The sequence below is a fragment of the Microbacterium xerophyticum genome, assembly GCF_053543555.1.
Map to the genome: position 1 here is coordinate 898,884 of NZ_JBLVOB010000006.1, position 23,176 is coordinate 922,059.

The following is a 23,176-nucleotide window of genomic DNA, read 5'->3' on the forward strand; positions in this document are numbered from 1 at the left end:
CCTGATGGAGCCCCGCTCACGGCTCACTCGGTTGCAGGACGCAGATTTCTCAAATCGAAGAACGCACGAGAGCTCGTCGTTTCGACAGGCGCAAACTTGTCTGATGCGCCATAGACCACCGATAGCTGGCTAATCGACGGCATCCACATTTCGTCAAGAAGGTAGGCACCGAGTTCAGCACTCGCTTCTGCCGACTCATCGGGAGTGCCGGAATCCATCCGAGATAAAATGCTCGAAACCTCAGGAGTGGAACGTTTCCAAGGATTAAGTAAACCATCCGGGCGCACGAAGTCGGGCACCGTTGACGTGTAGGCGTTTCCGATCAAGAACACCGGGTAGTCGCTACTCTGCCAAGCGGTCCAAAAGTCACTGAACTCGGGCAGTTGTTCGTAGGTGACCCGGATGTTGATCTCCGCGAGAGACTGCTGCACGATAGCTTCGTATGCACCTGTCTGCCCGTCTCGCGCCGGAATGACCAGATCGAACCCATCCGCATATCCGGCCTCGGCCATGAGTTCGTTCGCCTTGGCGGGGTCGTATTCGTACGGCTGCGGATCGAGGTCCAGATACTCGGGCTGACCGGGCGCGAACAGTTGGGCGCTGGGGGTTCCGATACCGGCTACAAGCGCGTCGATGATGCTTTGGCGGTCGAAGGCGTGTGCCATTGCCTGTCGCACTCGACGGTCACCCAACGCGGGAATCATCTCGCCGTTGATGTCGTTGACAGACAACGCCATCCAGAAGTTCGAGAAGGCATAACCCGTGAACCCGCTTGCGACCGCTTCATCGTAGACAGTGGTATCGAGTTCGGCACCGTCCACCTCGCCGCTCTTCAAGGCGTTCAGGCGGGCCGTAAGATCCGAGAGCGCAACGTATTCGATCTCGTCATAGCTGTACTTATCGGGATCACGATAATCCGGATTGCGCACTACCGTGTACTTCACGTCCGATACGGTTCGCTCCTCATCCAGGATGTACGGACCGCTACCGACGGGCGTCGCCGTTGCCAGATCAGGATCACCCAGCGTCGCGGGAGACGCGATCGGGAAGTACGAGAGGTTCGTAATCAGATCCAACGTCGGCGCAGACAGGCGCAGAAGAAGCGTCCTGTCGTTAACGACTTCGACACTCGACACACTAGCGAAGTACGGCTGAGTCGCCGATGCCTCGGTCTGCCAATACTCCAGGTTTGCCTTCGCGGCAGCCGCATCCCATTCCTCACCGTCGGTGAAGGTCACTCCTTCTTCGAGAGTGAGGGTGAGCTCCGTGTTGCCCGGCGCGTACTCCCATTCCGACACAAGTCCTGGTTCAAGGCCTCCGTCCAAAGCCGGGAGGAACAGCGTCTCGTAGATGCCATGCCAAAGCACATGCTGCGTGCCCACGTACTGGGTATTCGCGGGATCCCATGTCACACTTCCCGGCGACCACCAGACGCCGAGTTTGGCAACGTCGTACCCCTCGTCATCCCCTGCATCTTGCTCGGCGCCGGCCGAGCATCCCGCCAGCGCGAGACCTGCGACCAACACCGATGCCGCGAGCTTCATGTGTTTCCGTGCCATGCGAACTCTCTCTCTTGGAGAAACGATCCGACGCGATCGCTCGTTGAACGTTGTGGCGCGATACCGACAGTACGGTGAACCCCGCCACGCTGCTGTGATTGATTGGCCACGCTACCGACGAGGGTCTGGTTGCCCCTAGGTAACAAACGAACAATCGTCCGGTATTTCAGACAATCTACCCTTGAAACGTAGTAGAAACAGGGAAGTGAGTACAGTTCTGGAAACGATCACCCGGTTGGTCGAGCTGTGCAAGCCATCTCCAAATTTGCCTGAATGCAGCGCGCCTCCATCGTTCCCCGAAAGCTGACATGCTCATATTCACACTTAAACGTCTACTCAACGGTGTCGTCGTGTTCATCGTTGTGACTGCGCTCATCTACGCGCTCTTCAATTTCCGTGGCGGCTACGCCATCGCGCACGGCCTGCTGGGTCAGAACGCAACTCCGGATCAGATCAACGCCAAGGTTGAGGAACTCGGTCTCGACCGGCCTCTTTACACGCAGTACCTGGACTGGTTGCTGAGTCTCCTCACCGGAGACCTCGGTACATCATTCGCAACGCGAGAGCCGGTTTCCGACATGCTCGGAAACCGGCTCGCGGTCACGCTAAGCCTGCTCCTCGCCAGCGTGATCCTCACCGTGCTCTTTGCGCTGCTCCTGGGCATGGGCGCAGCTGTGCTGGGTGGGACAGTGGATCGGTTCTTCCAGGTGATCTCTGTTGCGATTCAAGCCATACCCGGCTACCTCTTGGCTCTCTTCCTCGTCATAACCTTCAGCCTGACGTTGAGACTTTTTCCAGCGACTGGCTTCATACCGATTCAAACATCACTGTGGGGCTGGATCACGACGATCACCCTCCCGGCGGTGGCGATCGCGGCAGGCAACGTGATTGCCGTGGGTCAGCAACTGCGCGGCTCGGTAAGAGACACCCTCCAGCTCGATTACATCCGTATGTTGCGCGCACGAGGAGTGTCTGAGCGCTCCATCCTGCTCAGGCACACTCTCCGCAACGCCGGAGCGCCCGCCCTGACGATCCTCTCTCTCCAGATCATCGGCATACTCAGCGGCGCAGTGATCGTGGAACGCGTCTTCGCACTACCGGGACTGGGGCAAGCCGTCCTGCTCGGCGGAACCGCTGGTGACATCCCACTGGTCCTTGGTTGCGTCACTTACATGGTGATCGTGGTCATCGTCGTCAACCTGCTCGTCGACCTGGTCAATGGGCTCCTGACCCCGAAAGCGAGGCTGTCATGACCGTGCTCCCTCCCAGCGTGGCGACACCCACCGAGACGCTCGGCGACGTAACCAATCGCAGCGCGTTGTCTCTGCTTCTGCGCAATCCTCTTGCTGTCGTCTCGATGTTGATCCTGCTTGCCTGGGTCGCCGTCGCCATCGCCGCACCGTGGCTGACAATTTTCCCACCTGATCAGGTAAATCTCTCGCTCACGAACGCGCCGGCATTCAGCGGCTCCGCCTATCTACTCGGCGGTGACGTCTACGGTCGAGACGTACTCAGCCGCTTGATCGCTTCCGCGCCGGGAGCACTGCTCGGTGTCCTCATCGTCACAGGAGTAGGGACACTGACCGGCGTGACAGCAGGATTGATCGCCGGCTACTACGGTAAGACCATTGACGCCATCGGTTCGTGGCTGTTCTCCGTCATCATGACGCTTCCCGCGATCGTCATCCTCATCGCACTGAGGTCGTTCATCGGGACCTCGATGACAGTCGCCATGGCAGTCTTGGGCGCATTGATCGCCCCGAGCTTCTTCTGGATGGTTCGACAGCTCACCCGCACCGTACGGAACGAGCTCTACGTCGACTCCGCACGCGTGTCGGGCCTGCCAATGAGACGGATCATCGGACGACACGTACTGGCTGCCGTTCGGGGGCCACTCATCATCATGACCTCGTTCCTTGCGGGCGCCGCGGTTGGAATCCAGGCAGGTCTTGAGTTCCTTGGCCTAGGAGACCCAACAGTACCCAGTTGGGGCGGGATGCTCACGGACGCGTTCAACAATATCTACAAGGCGCCTACCCAGGTATGGTGGCCCACCCTTGCACTAGGCCTTGTCTCAGCAGCATTCATCCTGCTCGGAACTGCGCTGAGGGACACCCTTCAGGGTCGCGACATCGCAAGCAGCGCGCGCGAACGCCAGCGGCGGGTAGGACGATTGATGGCGCTCGAAGGTGCCGAGGCGGCTACGGCTACGGCTACGGCTACGGCGGACTCTTCGGCGAAGTCACTGCTCGATATCCGCGATCTGACAATCGCCTACATCGGCAACGATCGACTCAACCGCGTCGTGCGAGACGTCAACCTGCAGGGCGCGGCCGGTGAAGTCGTCGGACTGGTCGGGGAGTCAGGCTCCGGCAAGACTCAGACGGTGTTCGCCTCGCTCGGTCTCCTTCCACAGAACGCGATAGCTCTTGAGGGGTCCATCAAGTTCGACGGGAAAGAGGTGCTCGGGCGTACGTCGAAGCAATGGGTCGGAATCCGCGGAAGTCAGATCGGTTATATCCCCCAGGATCCGATGGCTAACCTGGATCCAGCCTTCACCATCGGCTTCCAACTCGTCGAAGCGTTGCGAGCCCAAACCACTCTGAGCAAGAGGGCCGCTCGCACGCTCGCCGTCTCTATGCTCGATCGCGTGGGGATCGTCGACCCTCAACGCACGTTCGACTCCTACCCACATGAAATCTCCGGAGGAATGGCTCAGCGTGTCCTCATCGCGGGTGCTATGGCCTGCGGCCCTGCCCTCCTTCTTGCAGATGAGCCAACGACCGCACTCGACGTGACCGTGCAGGCCGAGGTGCTCGATCTTATTCGAGATCTTCAACAGGAGCAGAATATGGGCGTACTGATCGTTACGCACAACTTTGGCGTCGTCGCCGACATCTGCGACCGCGTCGTTGTGATGCGGCAAGGCGAGGTCGTGGAGTCTGGTCCCACATCGGAGATCTTCCAGAAGCCCCAACACGAGTACACGCAAATGCTTCTTGCGGCATTGCTCGATGACGAACCGGCTCGAATCGAAAGGAGTGATGTCCGATGACCAACCCACTGCTGAAGGCGAGCGACCTCACAGTCGCTTACGGGAGTCGCCGTCATCGACACCAGGTATTGCACGGAGTTTCCATGCATATCGCCCCCGGTGAGACCTATGGACTGGTCGGGGAGTCCGGTTCAGGAAAGACGACGCTTGGACGCGCGATACTAGGCCTGGTCTCGCCGAGTTCCGGGAGCATCACATTCGACGGCAAAGACATCACCCACGCTAGTGCTGGAGTTCGCCGATCGTTGGCGAGAGAGATGCAGGTGATCTTCCAGGATCCGTTCTCATCGCTCAACCCATCGTTGACCATCCGGGACATCCTTTCCGAACCACTTATCGCTCAGGGCGTACGCCGCGCTGACGCGCACGCCCGGGTCAAGGATCTTCTCGACCAAGTCGCCATGCCGTCGAACACCCTCGGCCGCTACTCACGGGACTTCTCCGGCGGACAGCGCCAGCGCATCGCCATTGCTCGAGCTCTCGCCCTGAATCCACGGCTCATCGTCTGCGACGAACCAGTCTCAGCTCTCGACCTGTCCACGCAGCGTCGTGTGCTGGAGCTACTGATCGAAATCCAGCAGCGTACAGGGGTGGCGTACCTGTTCATCTCGCACGATCTGGCGGTCGTGCGTTACATAAGTCATCGTGTAGGCGTCATCTACCGCGGGGATCTCGTCGAACAAGGCAAGTCGACCGATGTCACCGATCGCCCGACTCACGAGTACACTCGCAGGCTTTGGGCGTCGAACCTTGTCGCCGATCCGATCCGGCAGTCGGCGCAACGGGAAGCGCGCCGCGCGCTGCGGGCGGAAGGGCGTAGGAAGTCGCCATGACGCCAGCGGGTGGATCGTCCGTTCCGGCCGCTGATCAGACGTTACGGATCCTCAACTATTTGGCACAACAGCGGGGGCCAGTCGCAGCGACCATCTTGTCGACGCAACTGACGATACCTCGGTCAACCACCTACCAACTCCTTCGTACGCTCGAACAGCATGGCTATGTCGTCCACCTACCCGGAGAGCGCCGTTGGGGTCTGGGTACGACGGCCTTCCAACTCGCGGGGGGATTCGCGCGTCAACAACCACTTGCGCGGCTTGGGCGCCCCGTACTTGCAGCACTCGCCGATCGTTCGGGCGAGAGCGCTCACCTGGCGGTCCTCCTCGGAAACGATGTCCTCTACATCGTTGAGGAACGTGCGCCGCGGCGACCCGCTCTCGTCACAGATGTCGGAGTTCGCCTCCCCGCGCACCTCACCGCATCAGGAAAGGCCATGCTCGCGCTGCTCCCAGTGCATCAGGTGCGCGCGTTGTATCCGCACGCGAGCACGTTCGCAGACAGAACTCGCCTAGGCCCCAAGTCACCGCGTGAGCTCCGCGACCTCCTGCGTCGCATCAGAGAAACCGGTATAGCGAGCGAGGAAGGGGAGATCACCCCCGGCATGCGATCGGTCGGGGCGGCAATTGTTGATCACACGGGATGGCCGACCGCGGCAGTCGCAATCACATGGCCCATCGACGCGACGCACCAGACCACGACCATGCATGCTATGGCGCAGGATGCCGCAGTCATGCTGAGTCGACGCCTCTACGGGAACAACTAGCTCCTACACGGAGAGCTTCCCATTTCAGAATTCTATTAAGACCGCACCGATCCCGAACAGAAGGAGCCACACGATGAAAGCGCTGATCCTCGAGAAGGCCGGCCGACCGGATACGCTTCGAATTGACTCACTTCCGCTACCGATCCCCGGAGAGGGAGAGCTCCGCATCGCTGTGCATGCATGCGGCCTCAACCCCTCCGACTTTCAACGCGCACACTACGGAGTAATCGAATGGGAATGGCCCGCCGTGCTTGGATTGGATCCTGCTGGCATTGTTGATGCAGTCGGCCCCGGCGTCACTCGCTTCGCCGTGGGTGACCGTGTCGTCGCTCACAACGACATCCGTGTGCGCGGCGGATTCGCCGAGCACACGGTGGTTTCCGAGCTCGCGACAACTCACGTTCCAGACGGCGTGTCATTCACCGACGCCGCCGCGATCCCCGCTGCCGGCCTGACCGCCCTCCAAGCGATTCGCCGACTGCAGGTGACCGATGAGGATATCGCCTTGATCACGGGGGCAGGCGGTGGAGTCGGCGGCTATGCGCTGCAACTCGCCAACACGCGTGGGGCACAAACAATCGCCACCGATTCCGCACGGAATGCTGATCGGGTTTATGACCTCGGGGCAAATGAGTTCCTCGACTTCGAAACGCAGGATATACCTGAACAGGTTCGCCGGATAACCAACGGGGATGGCGTAGATGCGATCCTTGACACGATCAACAGTGAGTCAGCGACGGCAAACGCCACACTCCTACGCTTCGGTGGCAGAATTGCGACAACAGCAGGGCGTCCCGATATTTCCGTTATCCCGCCCTTTTCCATCGGACCCTCGACCCATGAGATAGCACTTGGCGCCGCGTACACCCGCGGGAATGACCGAGACCAGGAACGGCTCGGCACCGGACTCGCAGAGTTGTTGTCGCTCGTCGCGGTCGGAAAACTTGACCCGATGGTCGGGCACACGGTTACCCTCGCAGAGGTCGCAGCAGCCCTCACTGCTCTGTCCGAGCGACGATTGGCAGGCAAAGCGGTCTATGTCGCATAGGGCGTGTTGATCAAGTTCCGCTTCCGGATCGCGGGGGTTCGCGTGGGGTGAGATGCTGGCATAGCGACAAGCATCGAACCGGCATTCGTCTCTGTGATCCGGGGAACGTTCTATCGAGCGATTGATCCGAACTTCCGCCAGTTCGCGATCGCGGAATCGCGTCTGGTGAGCCACTACTCGCGGGCGCACGAGCCGACGCGCTATCTGGACCTCGACCGTTGACGGTATCGAAACCGCGATGATCGCTCACAAGGACGCCAGGCCGGTGGCGCTTGAGATCGGCGAGATCGGTGTCGAGGCATCTGGCATCGTCGATCTGCGCGATGCGAAAGCGCTGGAGACGGCTGGTATCGACCTCGCCGACGCCGTCACTCCTGGCGAGAGATCGCCGCTGCCGAAGGAACGCCCTCGTCGTGGGCGGTGCACGACCGTCTCCTCGAGGTCGGCACAAAGGAACTGATCGACCCCTCGCGCAAGAGCTCGGGACTCTGGCACCTTGTGCTGTTTCTCTGGAACCATGCCGACGCGCCGACCGTGCGACTGGGCGGAGCCCTGTAGGGGTTGCAGTCTAGCGGGGAGAGACGAGGTCGGTCTTGATCCAGTTCAGCGTCGCGCCGAGGCTGAACGCGGCCCGGTACTCGCGGGCGAGCTTGTCTGAGCGCATCGCGATCCCGCGCCACTGCCTAAGCCGGTTGAAGCACCGCTCGACGACATTTCGGCCCTCACAGACCAGACCTCGTCGGAGATCTCATGCCACGTCACCGTTCAAGACGTCCTTAGTCCGACGCGAAGCCACTTGATCCACACAGCCCTAGTTAGTTGGAAGAATACTGCCTAATCCCAGGTCTAGGCAGCACCGCGCTTGAGCAGCGCGGCGAGTGCTTGGCCACCACCTATGCACATGGTAACGACCGCGTACTCGCCGCCGCCGCGCTGCAGATCCATCGCGGCACGCAACGTGAGGATCGCGCCCGTCGCGCCGACGGGATGCCCGAGGGCGATCGCTCCGCCGTACGGGTTCGTGCGCTCCGGATCCAGTTCAGCATCGCGCATCACCGCGATGACCTGAGAAGCGAAAGCCTCGTTCAACTCCACCACCGATACGTCCGCAGGGGTCAGGCCGGTCTGCACGAAGAGCTTCTTCAGCGCCAGCGTCGGCGCGTACCCCATGATCTCGGGTTCGAGCGCTGCCGTCGTCACCGCTTCAATCGTGGCGAGCACCGGTGCGCCCTCGGCGCGAGCGTCAGCCTCACGCATCAGCACCACGGAGGCCGCGCCGTCGTTGATACCCGACGCGTTCCCCGCCGTGACCGTCCCGCCGGAGAGGAACGCCGCCGGGAGCCCCGCGAGGATCTCCAGCGTCGTGTCAGAGCGCGGATGCTCGTCTTGGCTAATGACCATAGGACGGCGACCCGAAGTGGTCACCGTCACGATCTCTTCGGCGAATACCGCACGCGCCGCGTCGGTGGCTGCCCGTCGCTGCGACTCGAGCGCAAAGGCGTCCTGATCGGCACGCGAGATCGAGAACCGTTTGGCGACGTTCTCTGCCGTCAATCCCATGTGGCGATTCGAGAACGGGTCGGTGAGAATCCCAACCGTGCCATCGACAAGTGTGCGGTCGCCCAGGCGGTCGTTGAAACGCGCGTTGAAGTCGTAAAACGGCATCCGCGTCATGTTCTCGGCGCCACCAGCGACGACGACATCGATGCCGCCCCAGAGCAATTCCTGAGCGCCCGACCAGATCGCCTGCAGTCCCGACCCGCACAACCGGTTGACCGTAAATGCTGGGGTGTTGTTGTCGAGACCCGCACCCAGCGCGATTCGCCGTGAGATGTACGCATCGGAGGCGACCTGGCCGATGGTGCCGATCACTACTTCTCCGACACGGTCGGGTGAAAGTCCCGATCGACGCAATGCTTCGACGGTGGCTGCGACTCCGAGTTCGTGAGCAGGTGTCCCTCTGAACGCGCCACCAAACCTCCCGATCGGCGTGCGGGCGCCCGCAATAACGGCCACCTTTTCGCTCATTGAGGATCTCATCGTCCTGCCACTTCTTCTGTGCTGCCCACCCCGGGCAGCGATGTTCGGCTCATAGTTTGCAATGTCTCTGCTTTCGACGGTGCAGTTCACAGACGAGTTCGGCAATGGAGTTACCGAACGCTCGTTCGTCAGTATAGGGCCTGGCTCGACTCTCGACCGCCTTATTACAGATCATCCTCGCCACACAGACATCGCTCCATCTTCACGGAGATTGATCGAAGTTCCGGACGGCCCACAGAAAAGCGGGTCAGGCAGGGTCCCCCTACGCGCGCTGGGAACTCACCCTGAATTGTCCCCCGTCCGCTACCGCTCCTGTGCGGGCACCAGCACCGGGCGGGATGGCGTTTCGTGGCCAGCAGAGTACGCGGTCTCGAAGACGGTGGCGTCCTCATGCAGGGTCGGCCCTATTCCGCCGCCTGCTGGAACTGCCGATCCCGTACACCGCGATCATCCGACACGAAAGGACGAGATCGCGTACTGAACGCGCTCATCGATGACGACCTGCGCGATCTGATCTCCGATCTCCCCCGCGAGCATCTCGTGCGGCCCGAATGGAGACCACCGGCCGCGCCTGGCTGGAGAAGATCGTCGAGGCGGACGCCCACCACGGCACCGTCGGCTTCGCTGCCGACACGGTCGCCACCGACAGCCATGCCTTCAGCGGACTGGTGTCACGACGCCACCCTCCTGGGTTCCAGGACTCGCAGATGGCTTCGTCGACGACACGGATTACTATGAGGCGGTGAAGTTCGTCGATGCCGTGCGGTCCGACCCTCGGCATCCGGTCCGCATTGCGATTGACGGCTACATCTCCCGTCTAGGGACCATTGTGTGGAGCGATCCGGTTCGAGAATGGAAATCGTCGTTGTTCGACAGCCCCCACGTAGGTGCACTCGCTGCCGCGGCCCGAACACCGCGACGACCGGCCTGATCACCACCCTCGCCGACCCGCAGAGTAGCCTGAGCCTGCGGCAATCGAAGAGGTCGGCGAGCGCTTGACAACGGATACTGCGCTACAGCGTCGAGTCGACACCTGGGTGTCAGGGGCGCTGTACTCCTGGTCGACCGCTGCCGGCACGACATCGCCTCGATCATCACCGACACCGCCGAGCGCTAAGACCCGGCCGAGGCCACCGAGAAGATCGAGTTGATGGTCGGGCGCGACCTGCAGTACATCGGCCGCAACGGCACGGTGGTCGGCGCACGCACGGGACTGGCGATCTTCACGATCGCTCACGCGATCATTCCCGGCGCCTGAGACAGGCGCATTCAGCGGGATGCGAGACCGGCCAGCAGTTCGAGCACGCACAGGGCGGCGAGTCTGACGGTGCGGCCGTCTGCGACATCCGCCGTGGCATCAACCTCTGCGATGTCGGCGCTGACGAGCCGGTCTCCGCCGGCGATCGCCCTCACCAGCGCGCGCAGTTCGAATGCGGCGAGCCCACCCGGAACGCTCGCGGGGCACCCCGGCGCTGCGGCACGGTCGGCGGCATCGAGGTCGACGTCGAGATGGACTCTGGCCATGTCGCCTGTGCCCGCGACCTCGAGTGCCTCAGCGGCGACATCCACGGTGCCACGACGTCGCAGTTCGTCCAGGGTGATGACGCGAATGCCCCAGTCCGCGGCGCGGCACGCGTAAGCAGCGGAGTTGGCGAAGTCTGCGATACCGATCTGCACGATGCGCGCCGGATCGATGCGCTCCGAGCCAGGCGCATCCTCGACGAGCCGGCGCACCGGCGAGCCGTTAGAGACCCCATCGCGCAGATCCAAGTGCGCATCGATCGTGATGAGCCCGGTCGCACCGGCTCCCCGTGCCACCGGATAAGTGAGGGAGTTGTCGCCGCCGAGCGCGACGACGAGGTCACTGTGCGCAGCGAGCTCGACGACCCGGGCGACGGTGGCCAAGGTGCCGGCATCGCCGTCGGGTTCGGCAATATCACCCGCATCCGCGATACGCAGCGCCTGGTTCAGGTCGACCCGAGGCGGGCCCATCAGCGTGGCGCTGTACCTCGGGAGCATCTCGCGGATCGCCGACGGTGTTGCGTGGGCGCCGGTCGGCGAGAGCGAGGTGCGCCAGGTCGGAACGCCCAGCAGCACAGCATCTGCCCGCTCCCCCGCGCGGAGTTCAGGCCACTCGCCCGCCCGCGGCCAAAGCTCATCGCCCGGCAGATTCACCATCGCCCTCCTCGCGCTATTGTCTCGCTCCCCACGCTGCTCTTCTCCGTCACTACGGCAACGACCTGCGTGGGGGTGAGGACGTCGGTGCCGATGCGGATGGGTTGGGTCATGCCTCGATTCCACACCCGCGCATAGACTCGCGATGAGCGCATGTACGATCATCTGTCTGTGATCCCAGACAAGCATCAGGTCGCGCCCACGCGGTGCAGTGCCCGCGGCCGATCAGAGGTTGCGGATCCTGCGCCACCTCGCGAGGCGCGCGGGGCCCATCGCCGCATCTGCCCCCCGCGCGCGACCTCAGTATCCCGCGCTCGATCCTCTACCATCTGCTCGCGACGGTGGAGGAGCGCGGATTCGTCGTGCACCCCGCCCAGGAGCGCCGCTGGGCTCTCGGCACGTCGGCGTCCGAACTCGCCGGCGGCTACGCCAGACAGGAACCTCTCTCCCGTCTCGGACGGCCGCTGCTCGCCACCCTCGCCGACGGGATCGTGAGAGCGCACATCTGGCCGCGATGGCAGGGCGCGACGTGCTCTCCATCGTCGAGGAACGCGCGGCTCTCCGCTCTCGTCACCCGAAGTCGGCGTGCGCCTGCCCGCGCACTTGAGGGCCCGAGTAGGCGATGCTCGCCGGCCTCCCCCGCGAGCAAGTGCGCGCGCTGTACCCGATGCCACGGCCTTCACCGAACGCACCGGCACCGGATCCACCCGTCCCGCGCAACTGCGCGACCTGCTGCGCGAGGTGCGCACCAACGAGATGACCTCTGCCGTGGTCTCCGGCAACATCGACGCGATCGGCTTCGATTCTGACAACCAGGCACTCTCCGAGGATCGCGCCGCATCCGTCGTCGTCGCACTCGAGAAGGCCGAGGTCACCACCGCACTCACGTCAGCGGGGCACGGCGAGCCCCGCCCCGTCGCCGCGAACGAGATCGACAGCGAGGACAACCCCGCCGGACGCCAGCTCAACCGCCCGTCGAGATCTTCATCCCCGTCGAAACCTTCATCCCCGCCGCACTCTGACCACCGCCAACGCGCCAACCTCCCTGCCGCCCGGCAACTCGCCGCAGGCATCCCCCACGCGGAGGTTCAGATCATCGGTGATGGTGGGCCCGAGCTGAGCATCTCGACCGTTCGACTGCTCGCGCAAGATGCCCCTAACGAACAGCAGATCGAGGGTATCGCCGAGGTCAGCAGGACGATCCTCACCGCCGCAGCACCATGCCTGCCCCGAAATAGATCCGTACTCACGAGAGCGCGTGACGCCGTGCAATCCGGACCGGTTACCTCCCGGCTGGGAGGTGTTCGAGGGCGGAGATCTCCTCGAGTTCCTGGGCGCTGAGCCGCCAGGTGGCTGAGGCTGCATTGGTGCGGACCTGGTCCGGGGTGGTTGCACCAGCAATGACCGAGCGCACTTCCGGGTGGGCCAGCAGCCAACCGATCGCCAGCTCCACCAGGCTGCATCCCCGGGAGACGGCGTAGTTCTCGTACGCCTCCAGTTTGTCGAACACGGCGCTCGTCGCCGCAGGCCCCGTGCCATCGGTAGCGAGCCTGCTGCCGGCCGGGAGGGGTTCGTTGCGGCGGTACTTGCCGGTGAGTAGCCCTGAGGCCAGGGGGAAGTAGGGGATGACTCCCAGGCCGTGCCTCCGGGCGGCCGGGATCAGCTCGGTTTCGGTATCGCGTTCGAGCAGGTTCCACTGCGTCTGCACCCCGACGAACGATTCCAGCGACCGCTCCCCCGCTACCTGCGCGGCGAGGTCGATCTGAGCGCCGGTTACGTTGGACTGGGCGATGTGGCGAACTTTGCCGTCACGGACAAGCTCGTCAAGAGCTTCGAGGACTTCGTCGATGGGCGCATCGGGATCGGGGATGTGCTGGTAGAAGACATCGATTCGATCCGTGTCCAGCCGCCGGAGGCTGCCTTCGCAGCCCTCCCGGATGCGTCGCGCCAGCGCCCCCGCGGTGTAGGGCTCACCCGAGGGACGAGGAAGGTACTTCGTGGCGATGACGACATCGTCGCGTCGCCCCGCGAGAGCTCGCCCGAGGAAGTCCTCTGACAAGCCGTCGCCATACATCTCGGCGGTGTCGAAGTGTGTCACCCCCGTATCGAGGGCAGCATGCACCACAGCCGCCGATTGCACAGCATCCAGCCGCATCCCGAAGTTGTTGCAACCCAGACCGATGATTGACAGTTCAGGGCCGTTCGTACCAAAGAGGCGAGTGTGCACGAGCAAGGTCCTCACAGACGGTTTCGTTGATGGGAGTAAACCTCATGTTAACGTTCTTGACATGCGGGTCGAATTCAGCCCTCGGGGTCAGGTACTCCGAATGAGAGCCGGAGAGGAATGAGCTACTGAGCCCGAACAGCAAGCCTCTACGGCGGGACGCGCTGCGCAACTACGACGACATCCGGGCTGCGGCGATGGAACTGTTCCGGGCGAACGGACTCGAGACGCCGCTGGAGCGCATCGCGGAGCGGGCGGGAGTGACCAAGGGAACCATTTATCACCGCTTCGGCAGCAGACAGGGTCTGATTGACGATGTCATCGATCAGCTGGCCTCGTTCGCCGACAGGGTGTCGGCCGACACACCCTCAGGAATGGCCGTCGCGTTCGTCTCCAGGGCCACAACCTCCAACGAGCGACGAACAACGTTCTACACAAGACGGAGCAGAATTACCGATCGTCACAAATTCGTGGACGAAAGCCTGCATGAAAGAACTTGACCGCTGCCGCCCAGCACACTCCGAGATTGGTCAACTGAGGAACGCCGAACACTTCTTCATGCGGCATGGAGATCATGTAGGCATTGAGAACGCAGGGGGGTCGCGCCGTCGTCCTGTCATGATGATCACGGGCATTCCGGCACACGCACCGACTCGCATACCTTCAGCAGACAGCCGCGTCAGCGACGAGCACAGCGATGGATATCCGTTTCCAACTATCGGACGCAGATCAAGATATCGGCTCGAAAGGAAGCCTACGAACCGTCGCAGGGTCTATCGGCTTGACGTCGTCGCTACGGATGGGATGGCCGCCGCGTGAGGCACGGACCATACCGAGCGCAAGGTCGACAAAGGTTCCGGCCATTTCCACGGCACTCAACTCACCAGAAGTGCGATACCAGGAATGCATCCCCATGCACATATTGAGCAGCCCAAGTCTCGCGATACGGGGTTCGGTGATGTCGAAGACGCCTTCGGTCTGACCGTCGGCGAGAGCCTGTGTCCACATATGCTCGTACGCGTCGCGCAATTCAACCACAGCCTGGCGCTGAGGGGATCCGAGTTGCAGTGAGCGGATCTCTGAATCGATCACTCGACTGGCGCTTGGGTTAGCGGCGTGTGACATCGTCAAGCCTGACACAAGAGCGGCGATGCGATCTTCCGGGCGATTGGCGTCCTGGAGGTGGCGAGTGGCTTCTTCGTTGAGCTGCTGTTGCCCCTCCTGCATGATGCCCGCGAGGAGCGCCTCTTTATTGCTTGCGTAATGATAGAGACTTGCGCTTGTCACTCCGGCCGCGCGTGCGATATCGCGAATACCGGTCGCCGCGTACCCTTTGGTTCCAAACAACTCGACTGCTGCGCTACGCAGCCGAGTCTCACTGTCGCTTGATGCCCTTCGCTTCTTCTGTGCCATCGAGATTCCTTCCCGAACGCGCGCATGAGGCGTCCGCGCTTTCGCCCACGCGCGTTGTTGGCAACCGGAGCGTCTGGAACAAGTGTAGTGAATCAGAGGTCGAGACTGAGTTGGTTCGGCGTTTGCCACGTCGATCTGCATCCGGACGCGTGGGGCGGCGAGCCCGCAGAGCGGTGGGAGTCGCGCGGTGCGCTGGCGCACCAAGGCCGCTCCGCACCCAAGTTGAGCGTCGGCACAGAGGTGGTTAGAGAGCAAGCATTTTACTTAATCGATCGATCGATTGACTCATGCGTCAGGATCTGGATAACATCCTTGGAACCAACCGACGAGTTCGACCTTGCTCATCCGACGAAGTGGAAGGTGTTTTTATGGGCGGTATAAAGAACGTGAAGATGACGGCAGTGGCAGCCGCAGTCATGGTTTTGTTCCTGTCAGGTTGCGATGGCAGTGGCGATACAGCCCCTCCACAGCCTGCACCCACTGCGAGTCTCGAACTCGCTTCGCTCACCGATTCGGCGGCTGACATTTGCTCAGAAGATAAAGTTGGTGGCGTCTTGCGTGTGCGCAGCGGCCCAGAGGGAGCCGGACTTGATCCCGCAGTGGCGCAGGCCAATGTGAATGCCTCGGGAGCGATTTACGGCACCTTGTTGACGCTGAGCGTTGATAATGAATTCGTTGGATCGGTGGCAAAGTCGATCACACCAAACGAAGACGCTACTCAGTGGCGCTTGACTCTTCGTGATGACGTGGGATTTCCCGACGGGACGCCGCTCGACAGTGCAGCCGTAAAGCTCAACGTCGAGAGGTATCTTGACCCCGATCTCCCCTCGGCTTACTCACCCCGAGTAGCCGAGATCGAATCGATCGAGCTTTTAGACTCAAAGACGGTCGTCTTCACTCTGTATGAACCTTGGGGAACCTTCCCCTGGCTGCTCACCCAGAACGTCGGAATGATCGTCAATCCAGCCGTTCTGGCAACGGTCGACTCGCAATCACTCGCCATGGCGCCGCCGGTGAACGCGGGTGCTGGCGCGTTCACGCTTTCGCAGTACCTTCCGGGCGATGCCATCGAGCTCTCCAGCAAAGCGGACTGGTGGGGCGGACCGGTCTGTCTTGACACCATCGAGCTCACCTTCGGTACAAATGATGCGATTTCTGACTCCGAAGCATTCGAAGCAGGTCAACTCGACGTCTTCCACGCCTACGACACTTCCGTACTAAGTCGAGCAATTTCTTGGGACGGAGCGTCCGTCTACGAGTTCGGTGTCGTCGGAAGTCCTATCGTGTTCAACACCGCAGTTGCTCCTTTCGATGACGTTCGCGCACGAGTAGCTTTCGCACACGCGATGGATCCGCAGCTGACGAATGAACGACTGCTGGATGGCCTCGGCATTCCGAGCACGGGGATAGTTCCACCTAGCTATGTTGATGGACCAAAGACGAAACCGCTCCCCTACGACCCAGCTATCGCGCAGGAGTTGCGCGAGTCGGCGCAAACTGAGCCGATCGAATTCTCGTACATCATCAACCGCAGCCCCTTTGGCGAGAATATGGGGATTCTTCAACAAGCAATGGCTAAGGCGGCTGGTTTCGATATGGATGTCGAAATGCTCCCACAAGCCGAGTGGATTGAGCGGTACTACACTATGCGTGAATTTGAACTTGCCAATGCAGGTCTCACCTTCAGCCCCGCATGTCCATATTGCGGACTCGATGGGTACCGTAGCGATAGCCCTTCGAATGCGGGCTCATTTGGCTCGGACGCCATCGATGCTGCGCTCCGACAGTTGAAGTCGGCACCTCTGGGCGAGGAGACAGCCGCTGCTCTTGATGAATTGCAAGCTGCGTGGAATAGGGACATACCCGCCGTGGTAGCGATCTGGATCCAGAATGCGCTCGTGACCGCAGAAGGCGTACGCGGACTGCAGGGAGGCCCGAGCTTTAACCAGATTATTTTTGACAAGGCATACGTGGTGAGTGAGAAATGAACAATCGCGTGAAGGAAGGGAACGTGGACAGCGTGACCAGAATTGACAATGAGCTATTCAAAGAGGCTGAGGGGCATCTCCGCAATGCCGACCCGGCGGTGCTGATAGCCACTTTGGTCAGCCTAACGGGGGATCGTAAGTTGTTGGAACGATACGCGCCGTTCCTCACCTACGCACACACGATTCATGGCCCCGCGTCGTCGTTGGCCGAGCACCAGCGGGAGAGTCTCCACCGGGAAGCAACAGCGATTCTTCAGGATGGATCCAATTCAGAATCAACAGCTGACTTGGACGACGCCGCGTTCCTCGCTATTGCCACCGCACTCACTGGCAAGGCCCCGATCGAGTCGGTCGGGTACCTCCGCGAGCAGGCAGGACTGAGGCCATCGTTTCCGCAAACACCGCTGGGCGAAGACTCATCGGGAAGAAGCTTTAAGGTCATCATCATCGGCGCCGGTATGACCGGTATTCACATGGGCGTGGCGCTGGGTATTGGCGGAATCGACTACAAAATCCTTGAGCGGGAGTCCGGGGTCGGAGGCGTGTGGTGGACCAACACGTATCCAGGAGCCGGCGTCGATACTTCGAGCAAGTTCTACTCGTACTCATACGAGATTAACCCCGAATGGGTCTACTCGCACCCGGAACGCGATGAGTTCCAGGAGTATCTCCGCGACGTGTCCGACAAGCATGGCGTAACCGAGAAGATCCGATTTGGTGCCGAAGTCACGGGGATGGTGTGGGACGCAACTAGCTCTGTATGGCGGGTGTCGTACACCGAGGAGGACGTCGAGAAGGTGGCAGTCGCCAACGCGGTGATTACTGCTGCCGGCTACCTGAACCGCGGAAAGCTCCCCGAAGTTGAGGGCATTGACTCTTTCTCAGGCGAATCGTTCCACTCCTCAGAGTGGAACGATTCGGTCGACTTGAGAGGCAAAAGGGTCGCAGTGGTGGGGACGGGATGTACGAGCGTACAGATCGTCGACAGTGTTGTCGACCAAGTCTCCTCGCTCGTGGTTTTCCAGCGTCAGCCTCACTGGGTCATGCCGAGCGATGGCAGGGCCATGGTTGGAGAGAGTGAGCGTTGGTTGCTAAAAAACGTGCCGCTCTACGCAAACTGGGCACGTCTGCACGCCTACCTTCCCGCCGGGGACGCCAATTATGACTTGGTCCGATTCGACGAGAATTGGGTGCAAGAGCACGGTGGAGACTCCATTAATGCACAGAACGATGCCCTCCGGCAAGCGTGCATGCGATATCTCGAAGAGAGCTTCCCCGATCGGCCGGATCTAAAGGCGAAGCTCACGCCACCGTTCCCGCCCTTGGCGAAACGGCCGGTTCGTGATCCAGGCGGCTACTTCGATGCGTTGAAGCGCGAGAACTGCACCCTTATCGCGAGTGGCGTCAGCCGAGGCACGCCAGAGGGGATCCTAGACGGCGACGGCGTTCGTCATCCGCTCGATGTAATCGTCTACGCGACAGGATTTCACCTCGAGTACCTATCAGGTTGGCGTATCGAGGGACAGGATGGATGTCTGCTTAGCGATGTCTGGGGAGATTCCCCGAACGCCTACAACGGATGCCTGGTCCCGGGTTTCCCGAATCTCTTCATAACGTCGGGGCCGCATGCGTCGGAAGGACACGGAGGCGCGCACAATCTGATTGTTGAGGCGGTCGGCAACTACATCATCGAGTGCTTGCGACTTATTGCAAGCGGAGAAGCCGCGTCACTCGAACCGACCGAAACCGCGCTTCGTCGATGGAACGAGGAGGTCTCGGCGCTGATGAAGGACACAGTGTGGGCTCGAGAAACACGTGCAATCCATTATGCGCGTAATACCAAGGGCGAGGTGATCCTTGTGAATCCGATGCGAATGAATGACTACTGGGAGCGTCTTCGCGAACCGAACATGGATGACCTTATCGTCGTAAGAAGGACAGCGCAGTGACCGAGCCGCTTGAGAGCATCAGTACCCCTATCATCGACGCCCGAGTGCGGCTTCCACGTCCGCGGCAGTCGGTCAGCGAACTGCCCCGCGAATACCTGGAGCAGTACGATCGCGTGCTAGGACTTTCGGAGAAGAGCGCGGCTACACTGTCGGATCTCGACGCCGCGATGCGACGGGCAGGAGTAGATCACGCTATCGTCCATGCGGAGTACGAGACGGGAGATCCTGCCGACCAGTACAACGAAGAAGTCGCCAAAATCGTGGCCAGCAACTCGCGCCGATTCTCGGGATTTGGAACGATAAGCCTACATCCTCTCGATATTCAACGCGCCGTGCGGCAGGTCGATCGAGTCGCTGAACTCGGGCTTCACGGGGTGACCTTCCAGCCATCGTTTGCCGACATGCCTATCGACGATCGACGCCTCTACCCGGTGTACAGTCGAGCCGAGTCGTTGCGTCTCCCCGTCGCGGTTCACACAGGCATCAACTATACGAGGCACATGCCGATTTCCAACGACCATCCGCTGCAACTCGACAGAGTGGCGTGTGATTTTCCTGCGCTCGTGCTCATAGCAAGCCATGCCGGCTGGCCGTGGGTTGCGGATATGGTGGCGGTGATGAGAAAGCACCCGACCGTGTATGCGGAGTTCGGCGGTCTCGCTCCGAAGTACGTCATGCAATCGGGTAGTGGATGGGAGATCATGCACCGGTTCATGAACAGCTTGGTGTCCGAGCAGATTCTCTTCGCGAGCGACTGGCCAGTCATCCCCATCGAGGACTCGGTGGCGCAGTGGAAAGCCGGCGACCTCAAGCCAGAAGTAGTAGCACGGCTTCTAGGAGTCAATGCTCGCCGCCTGCTCGGCATGGAGGTGCCCAAATAGTCATGAGACATGTCATGACGGTTCTCGGGCCGATTGATCCGAACGAGCTGGGATTTACTCAAACCCACGAACACTTGATCTGCGACCTTTCGAAGATTGTCGGACACGCTGAGGTGGATGCATCGGATCTACGCCGCGATGATTTGGATGTCGAATTGGATGCAGCGACGAGAGGGCGTACGAAGGAGCCGGTAACACCGCAGAACTATGACTGGATTCGCAGAAATGTCGTCAATGTCGACAACCTCACGATGCTCGACGAAGATCTCTCTACTCACGAACTCGCACGATTCCACCAGTCGGGAGGACGTTCGATTGTAGAGTCTACGCCTATCGGTTTGGGGCGCTCACCGGCGGCACTCGCGCGCATCTCTCGCGCTACCGGAGTGAACGTGATTATGGGTTCGGGCTTTTACACTCAGAATTACCACCCCTCCACCGTCGCCGGGGCGTCGGAGGAGCAAATCGAAGAGTTCCTCGTGCGCGAAGCGTTCGAAGGAGTGCGCGGAACGGGCATTCGCCCGGGCGTCATCGGCGAGGTCGGCTTAAGCACCAACCCTCACCCCGATGAGGTCAAGGTGCTGCGAGCAGCGGTACGGGCTCAAGTCCGCACAGGTTTGCCGGTGCAAATACATCCTGGGCGTACGGTAGAAGGCCCCTTCGATGCAATGCAGATTGTAGAGGACGCGGGCGGCGACCCAACTCGGACGATCATGTCTCACATCGACCGCACCATCTCCGAGTTGGCCGATATGGTGCGCCTCGCAAAAACCGGCTGCTACCTGGAGTTTGATTTGTTTGGACAAGAGAGCAGCTACTATGCATTCAGCGATTTCGATCGCCCAAATGACGCTGGGCGATTGTCTTCTATGGCTGGACTGATGCGCGAAGGATACCGTGAGCGATTGCTCATCGCGCAGGACATCTGTCAGAAGGTCTATCTCTCCCACTATGGCGGGCCGGGATACACGCACATCCTTGAGAACGTCATCCCCGATATGAAGCGTAAGGGGTGGACGCGCGACGATATCAACCAGCTCGTGATTGATAACCCGCGCGAGGCACTCACGGTGATTCCTGGGAGCGATTCCCCTTAGAAACGACGCCGCCGACCGTAACGACAGCTCCCTCGATCCTCTTGGTTTTCACCGCAGTAGGCGATATGAACCGTCCCAAGTTTGGTGCCGCGTCCTTTTGAGTTGATTGGATGTCATCATGCCGAACAAGATCGATTCCGCGCTGCGTGAGCGCGCTGTCCGGCTCGTGCTCGAGCACCGGGCCGAGTACCCGTCGACCGCGAACCTGGATCGTGTCACGTTGAATCGATTTCGGGGCTCGCGGCTCGTTGAGCCTTGATTTTCCGGGGGTGTTGGTGCCCGTGCGGGGCAATAGCGGGTGGCTTCTAGACTGCCTCGGTGGGGTTGTTCGTGCGGAAGGTCGTGACGTCGTCGAAGGCGACGGCGGTGCAGATCGTGTCGAAGACGCGTGGTGTCCGCACGATCGTAGAGCACGTCGGCTCCGCGCATGGCGAGGAGCAACTCGCGGTGCTGCTCGCGATCGCGCGGGAACGGATCGGCGAGCTGTCCGGGCGGGTTCCGTTCGATCTTGACAAGCTCGGCGCGGTCCCGCCGGTCACAGCGGCGCCGACGGTGGCGGGGTCGCGGTCGCGGGTGCTGTGGGATGTCCTCGAGGCGGCGTATGCCCGGCTCGGGTTCGACACGGTCGGCAACGACACGTTCCGCAGGCTCGTCCTCGCCCGTGTGGTGGAGCCGACGAGCAAGGCGGACACGCTGCGGGTGTGGGGCGAGCTCGGTGTCCCTGCCGCGCCGTCGTTGTCGACGGTGTGGCGCACCCTCGCCCGTGCCGTGGAGCAGGACTGGCGGTCGCAGCTCGCCGAAGCCGCCTACGCGCACGCGACCCGGAACGGCCCGCTCACCGTCGTGCTCTACGACTGCACCACTGTCAATCAGAGGAGCCCTGTGCTGGACTCCCCTCTTTCACGGATACCTAGCGACAGTGGTGCCCTCAATGATCTCGACTCACTCGTTGCGCTCGCTGAACGAGGTGGTCTGTTGCCAGAAGAAGTGCGGGCTGTCGCCGCCGCCCCCGAACGATTCGACGCCAACGTCGACCCAGACTTTGTTCAAGACCCCACGTTGAGGCGAACGTGGTTCCCTTCACCGTGATCAACCGACGGTTCGCAATCTCTGGCGCCCAACGGATAGCGTCTGCGGGGACGCGCTCCAACGCGCTTCACAGAAGCTGTAGTCGGCACCAATCGGCCTACGCCCACGAACTGCACGACATCGACGGACACGACGACGAGCTCGGCGCAACACCGCCTACGGGCCACAACTCGTCATCGCGACCACACCGCCCTGCAGATGTCAGAACGACACAGGCCCGACGCCATCGTCTCTGAGACCGCCGTGCAGGCGAGCGCCTACGCTGACCGGGCCCCGCCCTCCACGGACAGGGCCCTTGCTGGGCCGCTGGAGCGTGGTTCGCTTCTCAGATTCCAGGCGAGGCAAACGTCGCCTACACCGGCCGCTTGCAGTGTGCATCCGATGCGCGGGTACTTAGCGACGCGAGCACGGTCCGCTCGTTGAGATATTAGTCGTCAACACCGTTCACGGCGCAGGGGGCGCCAGCAGAGCAGTCCAAGCGTCAAGCACGGTCTTGATAACTGAATCGCGTTCGTGGGGAATCACATCACCGACCCACGCATCAAAGATCTGGGTGAGCAATTCGAAGGCGGCGAGGGCTCGGATCGCGCGTTCAGAGTCGGTCATCGCGGTGGGGGCCGCCATCGAGTGACGCATAGTCGCCGTGATGGTCTCCCGTGCCGTGTCGCGCCGCTCTTTGATGCCAGGTTCGATGATGCTCGCTTCACGCAACGCGACGATGATTGGCCCTTCTTCCCACCAGTAGTCCATGAGCTGCTCGAGCCATGCCCGTAATAGTTCGGGGTGAGTGGGAATCGTGGAGACGATCGTTGCCACGTCGTCCCATAGCTGGCGACTTGGCAGCTCAACCATTTCGTTCCACAGGGCGCGGGTGACGTCCGCCTTCGACGTGAAGTGCGCGTAGAAAGTGGGACGCGTTGTACCCGCGGCGGTGGCGATGTCATCTATCGTCACTGGGTGATAGCCACGGTCTGTGAACAGTGCTGCCGCAGCGTCCAACAAGCGTTGTCTTGTCAGGTTTTTCTGCGCTTCACGCAACGAACTCATTGTGTATGCAC

General features: G+C 61.4%; 21 protein-coding genes and 1 pseudogene. 16 read left to right on the forward strand and 6 right to left on the reverse strand.

What is annotated here, in order from left to right:
* Positions 1–23 precede the first annotated feature (23 nt).
* Positions 24–1,544 (reverse strand): ABC transporter substrate-binding protein, encoded by a 1,521-nt coding sequence (locus tag ACNPNP_RS11030; protein ID WP_448966060.1) that lies wholly within the window; start codon positions 1,542–1,544, stop codon positions 24–26.
* A 323-nt stretch (positions 1,545–1,867) separates the two neighbouring features.
* On the opposite strand from ACNPNP_RS11030, the gene ACNPNP_RS11035 reads away from it, so the two are divergent.
* The 6 genes from ACNPNP_RS11035 to ACNPNP_RS11060 all read left to right on the forward strand — a co-directional run bounded on the left by ACNPNP_RS11035 (position 1,868) and on the right by ACNPNP_RS11060 (position 7,722).
* Positions 1,868–2,812, forward strand: coding sequence for an ABC transporter permease (locus ACNPNP_RS11035; protein ID WP_448966061.1), 945 nt, complete (start codon positions 1,868–1,870; stop codon positions 2,810–2,812).
* On the forward strand, positions 2,809–4,614 hold the full coding sequence (locus tag ACNPNP_RS11040) for an ATP-binding cassette domain-containing protein (RefSeq protein WP_448966062.1): 1,806 nt from the start codon (positions 2,809–2,811) through the stop codon (positions 4,612–4,614). Before ACNPNP_RS11035 ends, ACNPNP_RS11040 begins: the two co-directional genes overlap by 4 nt.
* The gene (locus tag ACNPNP_RS11045) at positions 4,611–5,447 is read left to right on the forward strand and encodes an ATP-binding cassette domain-containing protein (RefSeq protein ID WP_448966063.1); all 837 of its coding nucleotides are present in this window, start codon (positions 4,611–4,613) and stop codon (positions 5,445–5,447) included. Before ACNPNP_RS11040 ends, ACNPNP_RS11045 begins: the two co-directional genes overlap by 4 nt.
* On the forward strand, positions 5,444–6,214 hold the full coding sequence (locus ACNPNP_RS11050; RefSeq protein ID WP_448966064.1) for an IclR family transcriptional regulator: 771 nt from the start codon (positions 5,444–5,446) through the stop codon (positions 6,212–6,214). Before ACNPNP_RS11045 ends, ACNPNP_RS11050 begins: the two co-directional genes overlap by 4 nt.
* A gap of 73 nt (positions 6,215–6,287) precedes the next feature.
* Positions 6,288–7,262: an alcohol dehydrogenase catalytic domain-containing protein gene (locus ACNPNP_RS11055; protein ID WP_448966065.1), complete on the forward strand. Its 975-nt coding sequence runs from the start codon at positions 6,288–6,290 to the stop codon at positions 7,260–7,262.
* A gap of 238 nt (positions 7,263–7,500) precedes the next feature.
* Positions 7,501–7,722, forward strand: coding sequence for a hypothetical protein (locus tag ACNPNP_RS11060; RefSeq protein WP_448966066.1), 222 nt, complete (start codon positions 7,501–7,503; stop codon positions 7,720–7,722).
* 386 nt (positions 7,723–8,108) lie between these two features.
* On the opposite strand, the gene ACNPNP_RS11065 is transcribed toward ACNPNP_RS11060, so the two are convergent.
* Positions 8,109–9,290 carry a thiolase family protein gene (locus ACNPNP_RS11065; RefSeq protein WP_448966169.1) on the reverse strand — a complete coding sequence of 394 codons (1,182 nt, stop codon included), beginning with the start codon at positions 9,288–9,290 and terminating at the stop codon, positions 8,109–8,111.
* A 563-nt stretch (positions 9,291–9,853) separates the two neighbouring features.
* Between ACNPNP_RS11065 and ACNPNP_RS11070 the strand changes: the two genes are divergently transcribed.
* Positions 9,854–10,048 (forward strand): hypothetical protein, encoded by a 195-nt coding sequence (locus tag ACNPNP_RS11070; protein ID WP_448966067.1) that lies wholly within the window; start codon positions 9,854–9,856, stop codon positions 10,046–10,048.
* A 404-nt stretch (positions 10,049–10,452) separates the two neighbouring features.
* Positions 10,453–10,560: a hypothetical protein gene (locus ACNPNP_RS11075; RefSeq protein WP_448966068.1), complete on the forward strand. Its 108-nt coding sequence runs from the start codon at positions 10,453–10,455 to the stop codon at positions 10,558–10,560.
* A gap of 11 nt (positions 10,561–10,571) precedes the next feature.
* Here ACNPNP_RS11075 and ACNPNP_RS11080 read toward each other — a convergent pair whose 3' ends face one another.
* Positions 10,572–11,480: an arginase family protein gene (locus ACNPNP_RS11080; RefSeq protein WP_448966069.1), complete on the reverse strand. Its 909-nt coding sequence runs from the start codon at positions 11,478–11,480 to the stop codon at positions 10,572–10,574.
* Between the two features lie 600 nt (positions 11,481–12,080).
* Between ACNPNP_RS11080 and ACNPNP_RS11085 the strand changes: the two genes are divergently transcribed.
* Positions 12,081–12,818, forward strand: a complete 738-nt coding sequence (locus tag ACNPNP_RS11085) for an OmpA family protein (RefSeq protein ID WP_448966070.1) — start codon at positions 12,081–12,083, stop codon at positions 12,816–12,818.
* Here the strand turns inward: ACNPNP_RS11085 and ACNPNP_RS11090 are convergent.
* On the reverse strand, positions 12,760–13,704 hold the full coding sequence (locus ACNPNP_RS11090; protein WP_448966071.1) for an aldo/keto reductase: 945 nt from the start codon (positions 13,702–13,704) through the stop codon (positions 12,760–12,762). The genes ACNPNP_RS11085 and ACNPNP_RS11090 overlap by 59 nt on opposite strands.
* A 179-nt stretch (positions 13,705–13,883) precedes the next feature.
* Here ACNPNP_RS11090 and ACNPNP_RS11095 point away from each other — a divergent pair, with 179 nt between their 5' ends.
* Positions 13,884–14,201, forward strand: a complete 318-nt coding sequence (locus ACNPNP_RS11095; RefSeq protein ID WP_448966170.1) for a helix-turn-helix domain-containing protein — start codon at positions 13,884–13,886, stop codon at positions 14,199–14,201.
* Between the two features lie 229 nt (positions 14,202–14,430).
* Here ACNPNP_RS11095 and ACNPNP_RS11100 read toward each other — a convergent pair whose 3' ends face one another.
* On the reverse strand, positions 14,431–15,114 hold the full coding sequence (locus ACNPNP_RS11100; RefSeq protein ID WP_448966072.1) for a TetR/AcrR family transcriptional regulator: 684 nt from the start codon (positions 15,112–15,114) through the stop codon (positions 14,431–14,433).
* Positions 15,115–15,401: 287 nt separating this feature from the next.
* Here ACNPNP_RS11100 and ACNPNP_RS11105 point away from each other — a divergent pair, with 287 nt between their 5' ends.
* The 6 genes and pseudogenes from ACNPNP_RS11105 to ACNPNP_RS11130 form a co-directional block, all read left to right on the forward strand.
* Positions 15,402–17,102 (forward strand): ABC transporter substrate-binding protein, encoded by a 1,701-nt coding sequence (locus ACNPNP_RS11105; RefSeq protein WP_448966073.1) that lies wholly within the window; start codon positions 15,402–15,404, stop codon positions 17,100–17,102.
* 23 nt (positions 17,103–17,125) lie between these two features.
* Entirely contained in the window at positions 17,126–19,051 is a 1,926-nt protein-coding gene (locus tag ACNPNP_RS11110) for a flavin-containing monooxygenase (protein WP_448966074.1), read from the forward strand.
* Positions 19,048–19,932, forward strand: coding sequence for an amidohydrolase family protein (locus ACNPNP_RS11115; protein ID WP_448966075.1), 885 nt, complete (start codon positions 19,048–19,050; stop codon positions 19,930–19,932). The genes ACNPNP_RS11110 and ACNPNP_RS11115 overlap by 4 nt, the downstream gene beginning before the upstream one ends.
* Before the next feature lie 14 nt (positions 19,933–19,946).
* The gene (locus ACNPNP_RS11120; protein ID WP_448966076.1) at positions 19,947–21,029 is read left to right on the forward strand and encodes a phosphotriesterase family protein; all 1,083 of its coding nucleotides are present in this window, start codon (positions 19,947–19,949) and stop codon (positions 21,027–21,029) included.
* Positions 21,030–21,147: 118 nt separating this feature from the next.
* On the forward strand, positions 21,148–21,288 hold the full coding sequence (locus tag ACNPNP_RS11125) for a hypothetical protein (RefSeq protein WP_448966176.1): 141 nt from the start codon (positions 21,148–21,150) through the stop codon (positions 21,286–21,288).
* Positions 21,289–21,347: 59 nt separating this feature from the next.
* A pseudogene (locus tag ACNPNP_RS11130) lies at positions 21,348–21,894 on the forward strand (IS1634 family transposase); the annotation flags it as partial.
* A 668-nt stretch (positions 21,895–22,562) separates the two neighbouring features.
* On the opposite strand, the gene ACNPNP_RS11135 reads toward ACNPNP_RS11130, so the two are convergent.
* Positions 22,563–23,156, reverse strand: coding sequence for a TetR/AcrR family transcriptional regulator (locus ACNPNP_RS11135; protein WP_448966077.1), 594 nt, complete (start codon positions 23,154–23,156; stop codon positions 22,563–22,565).
* Positions 23,157–23,176 lie beyond the last annotated feature (20 nt).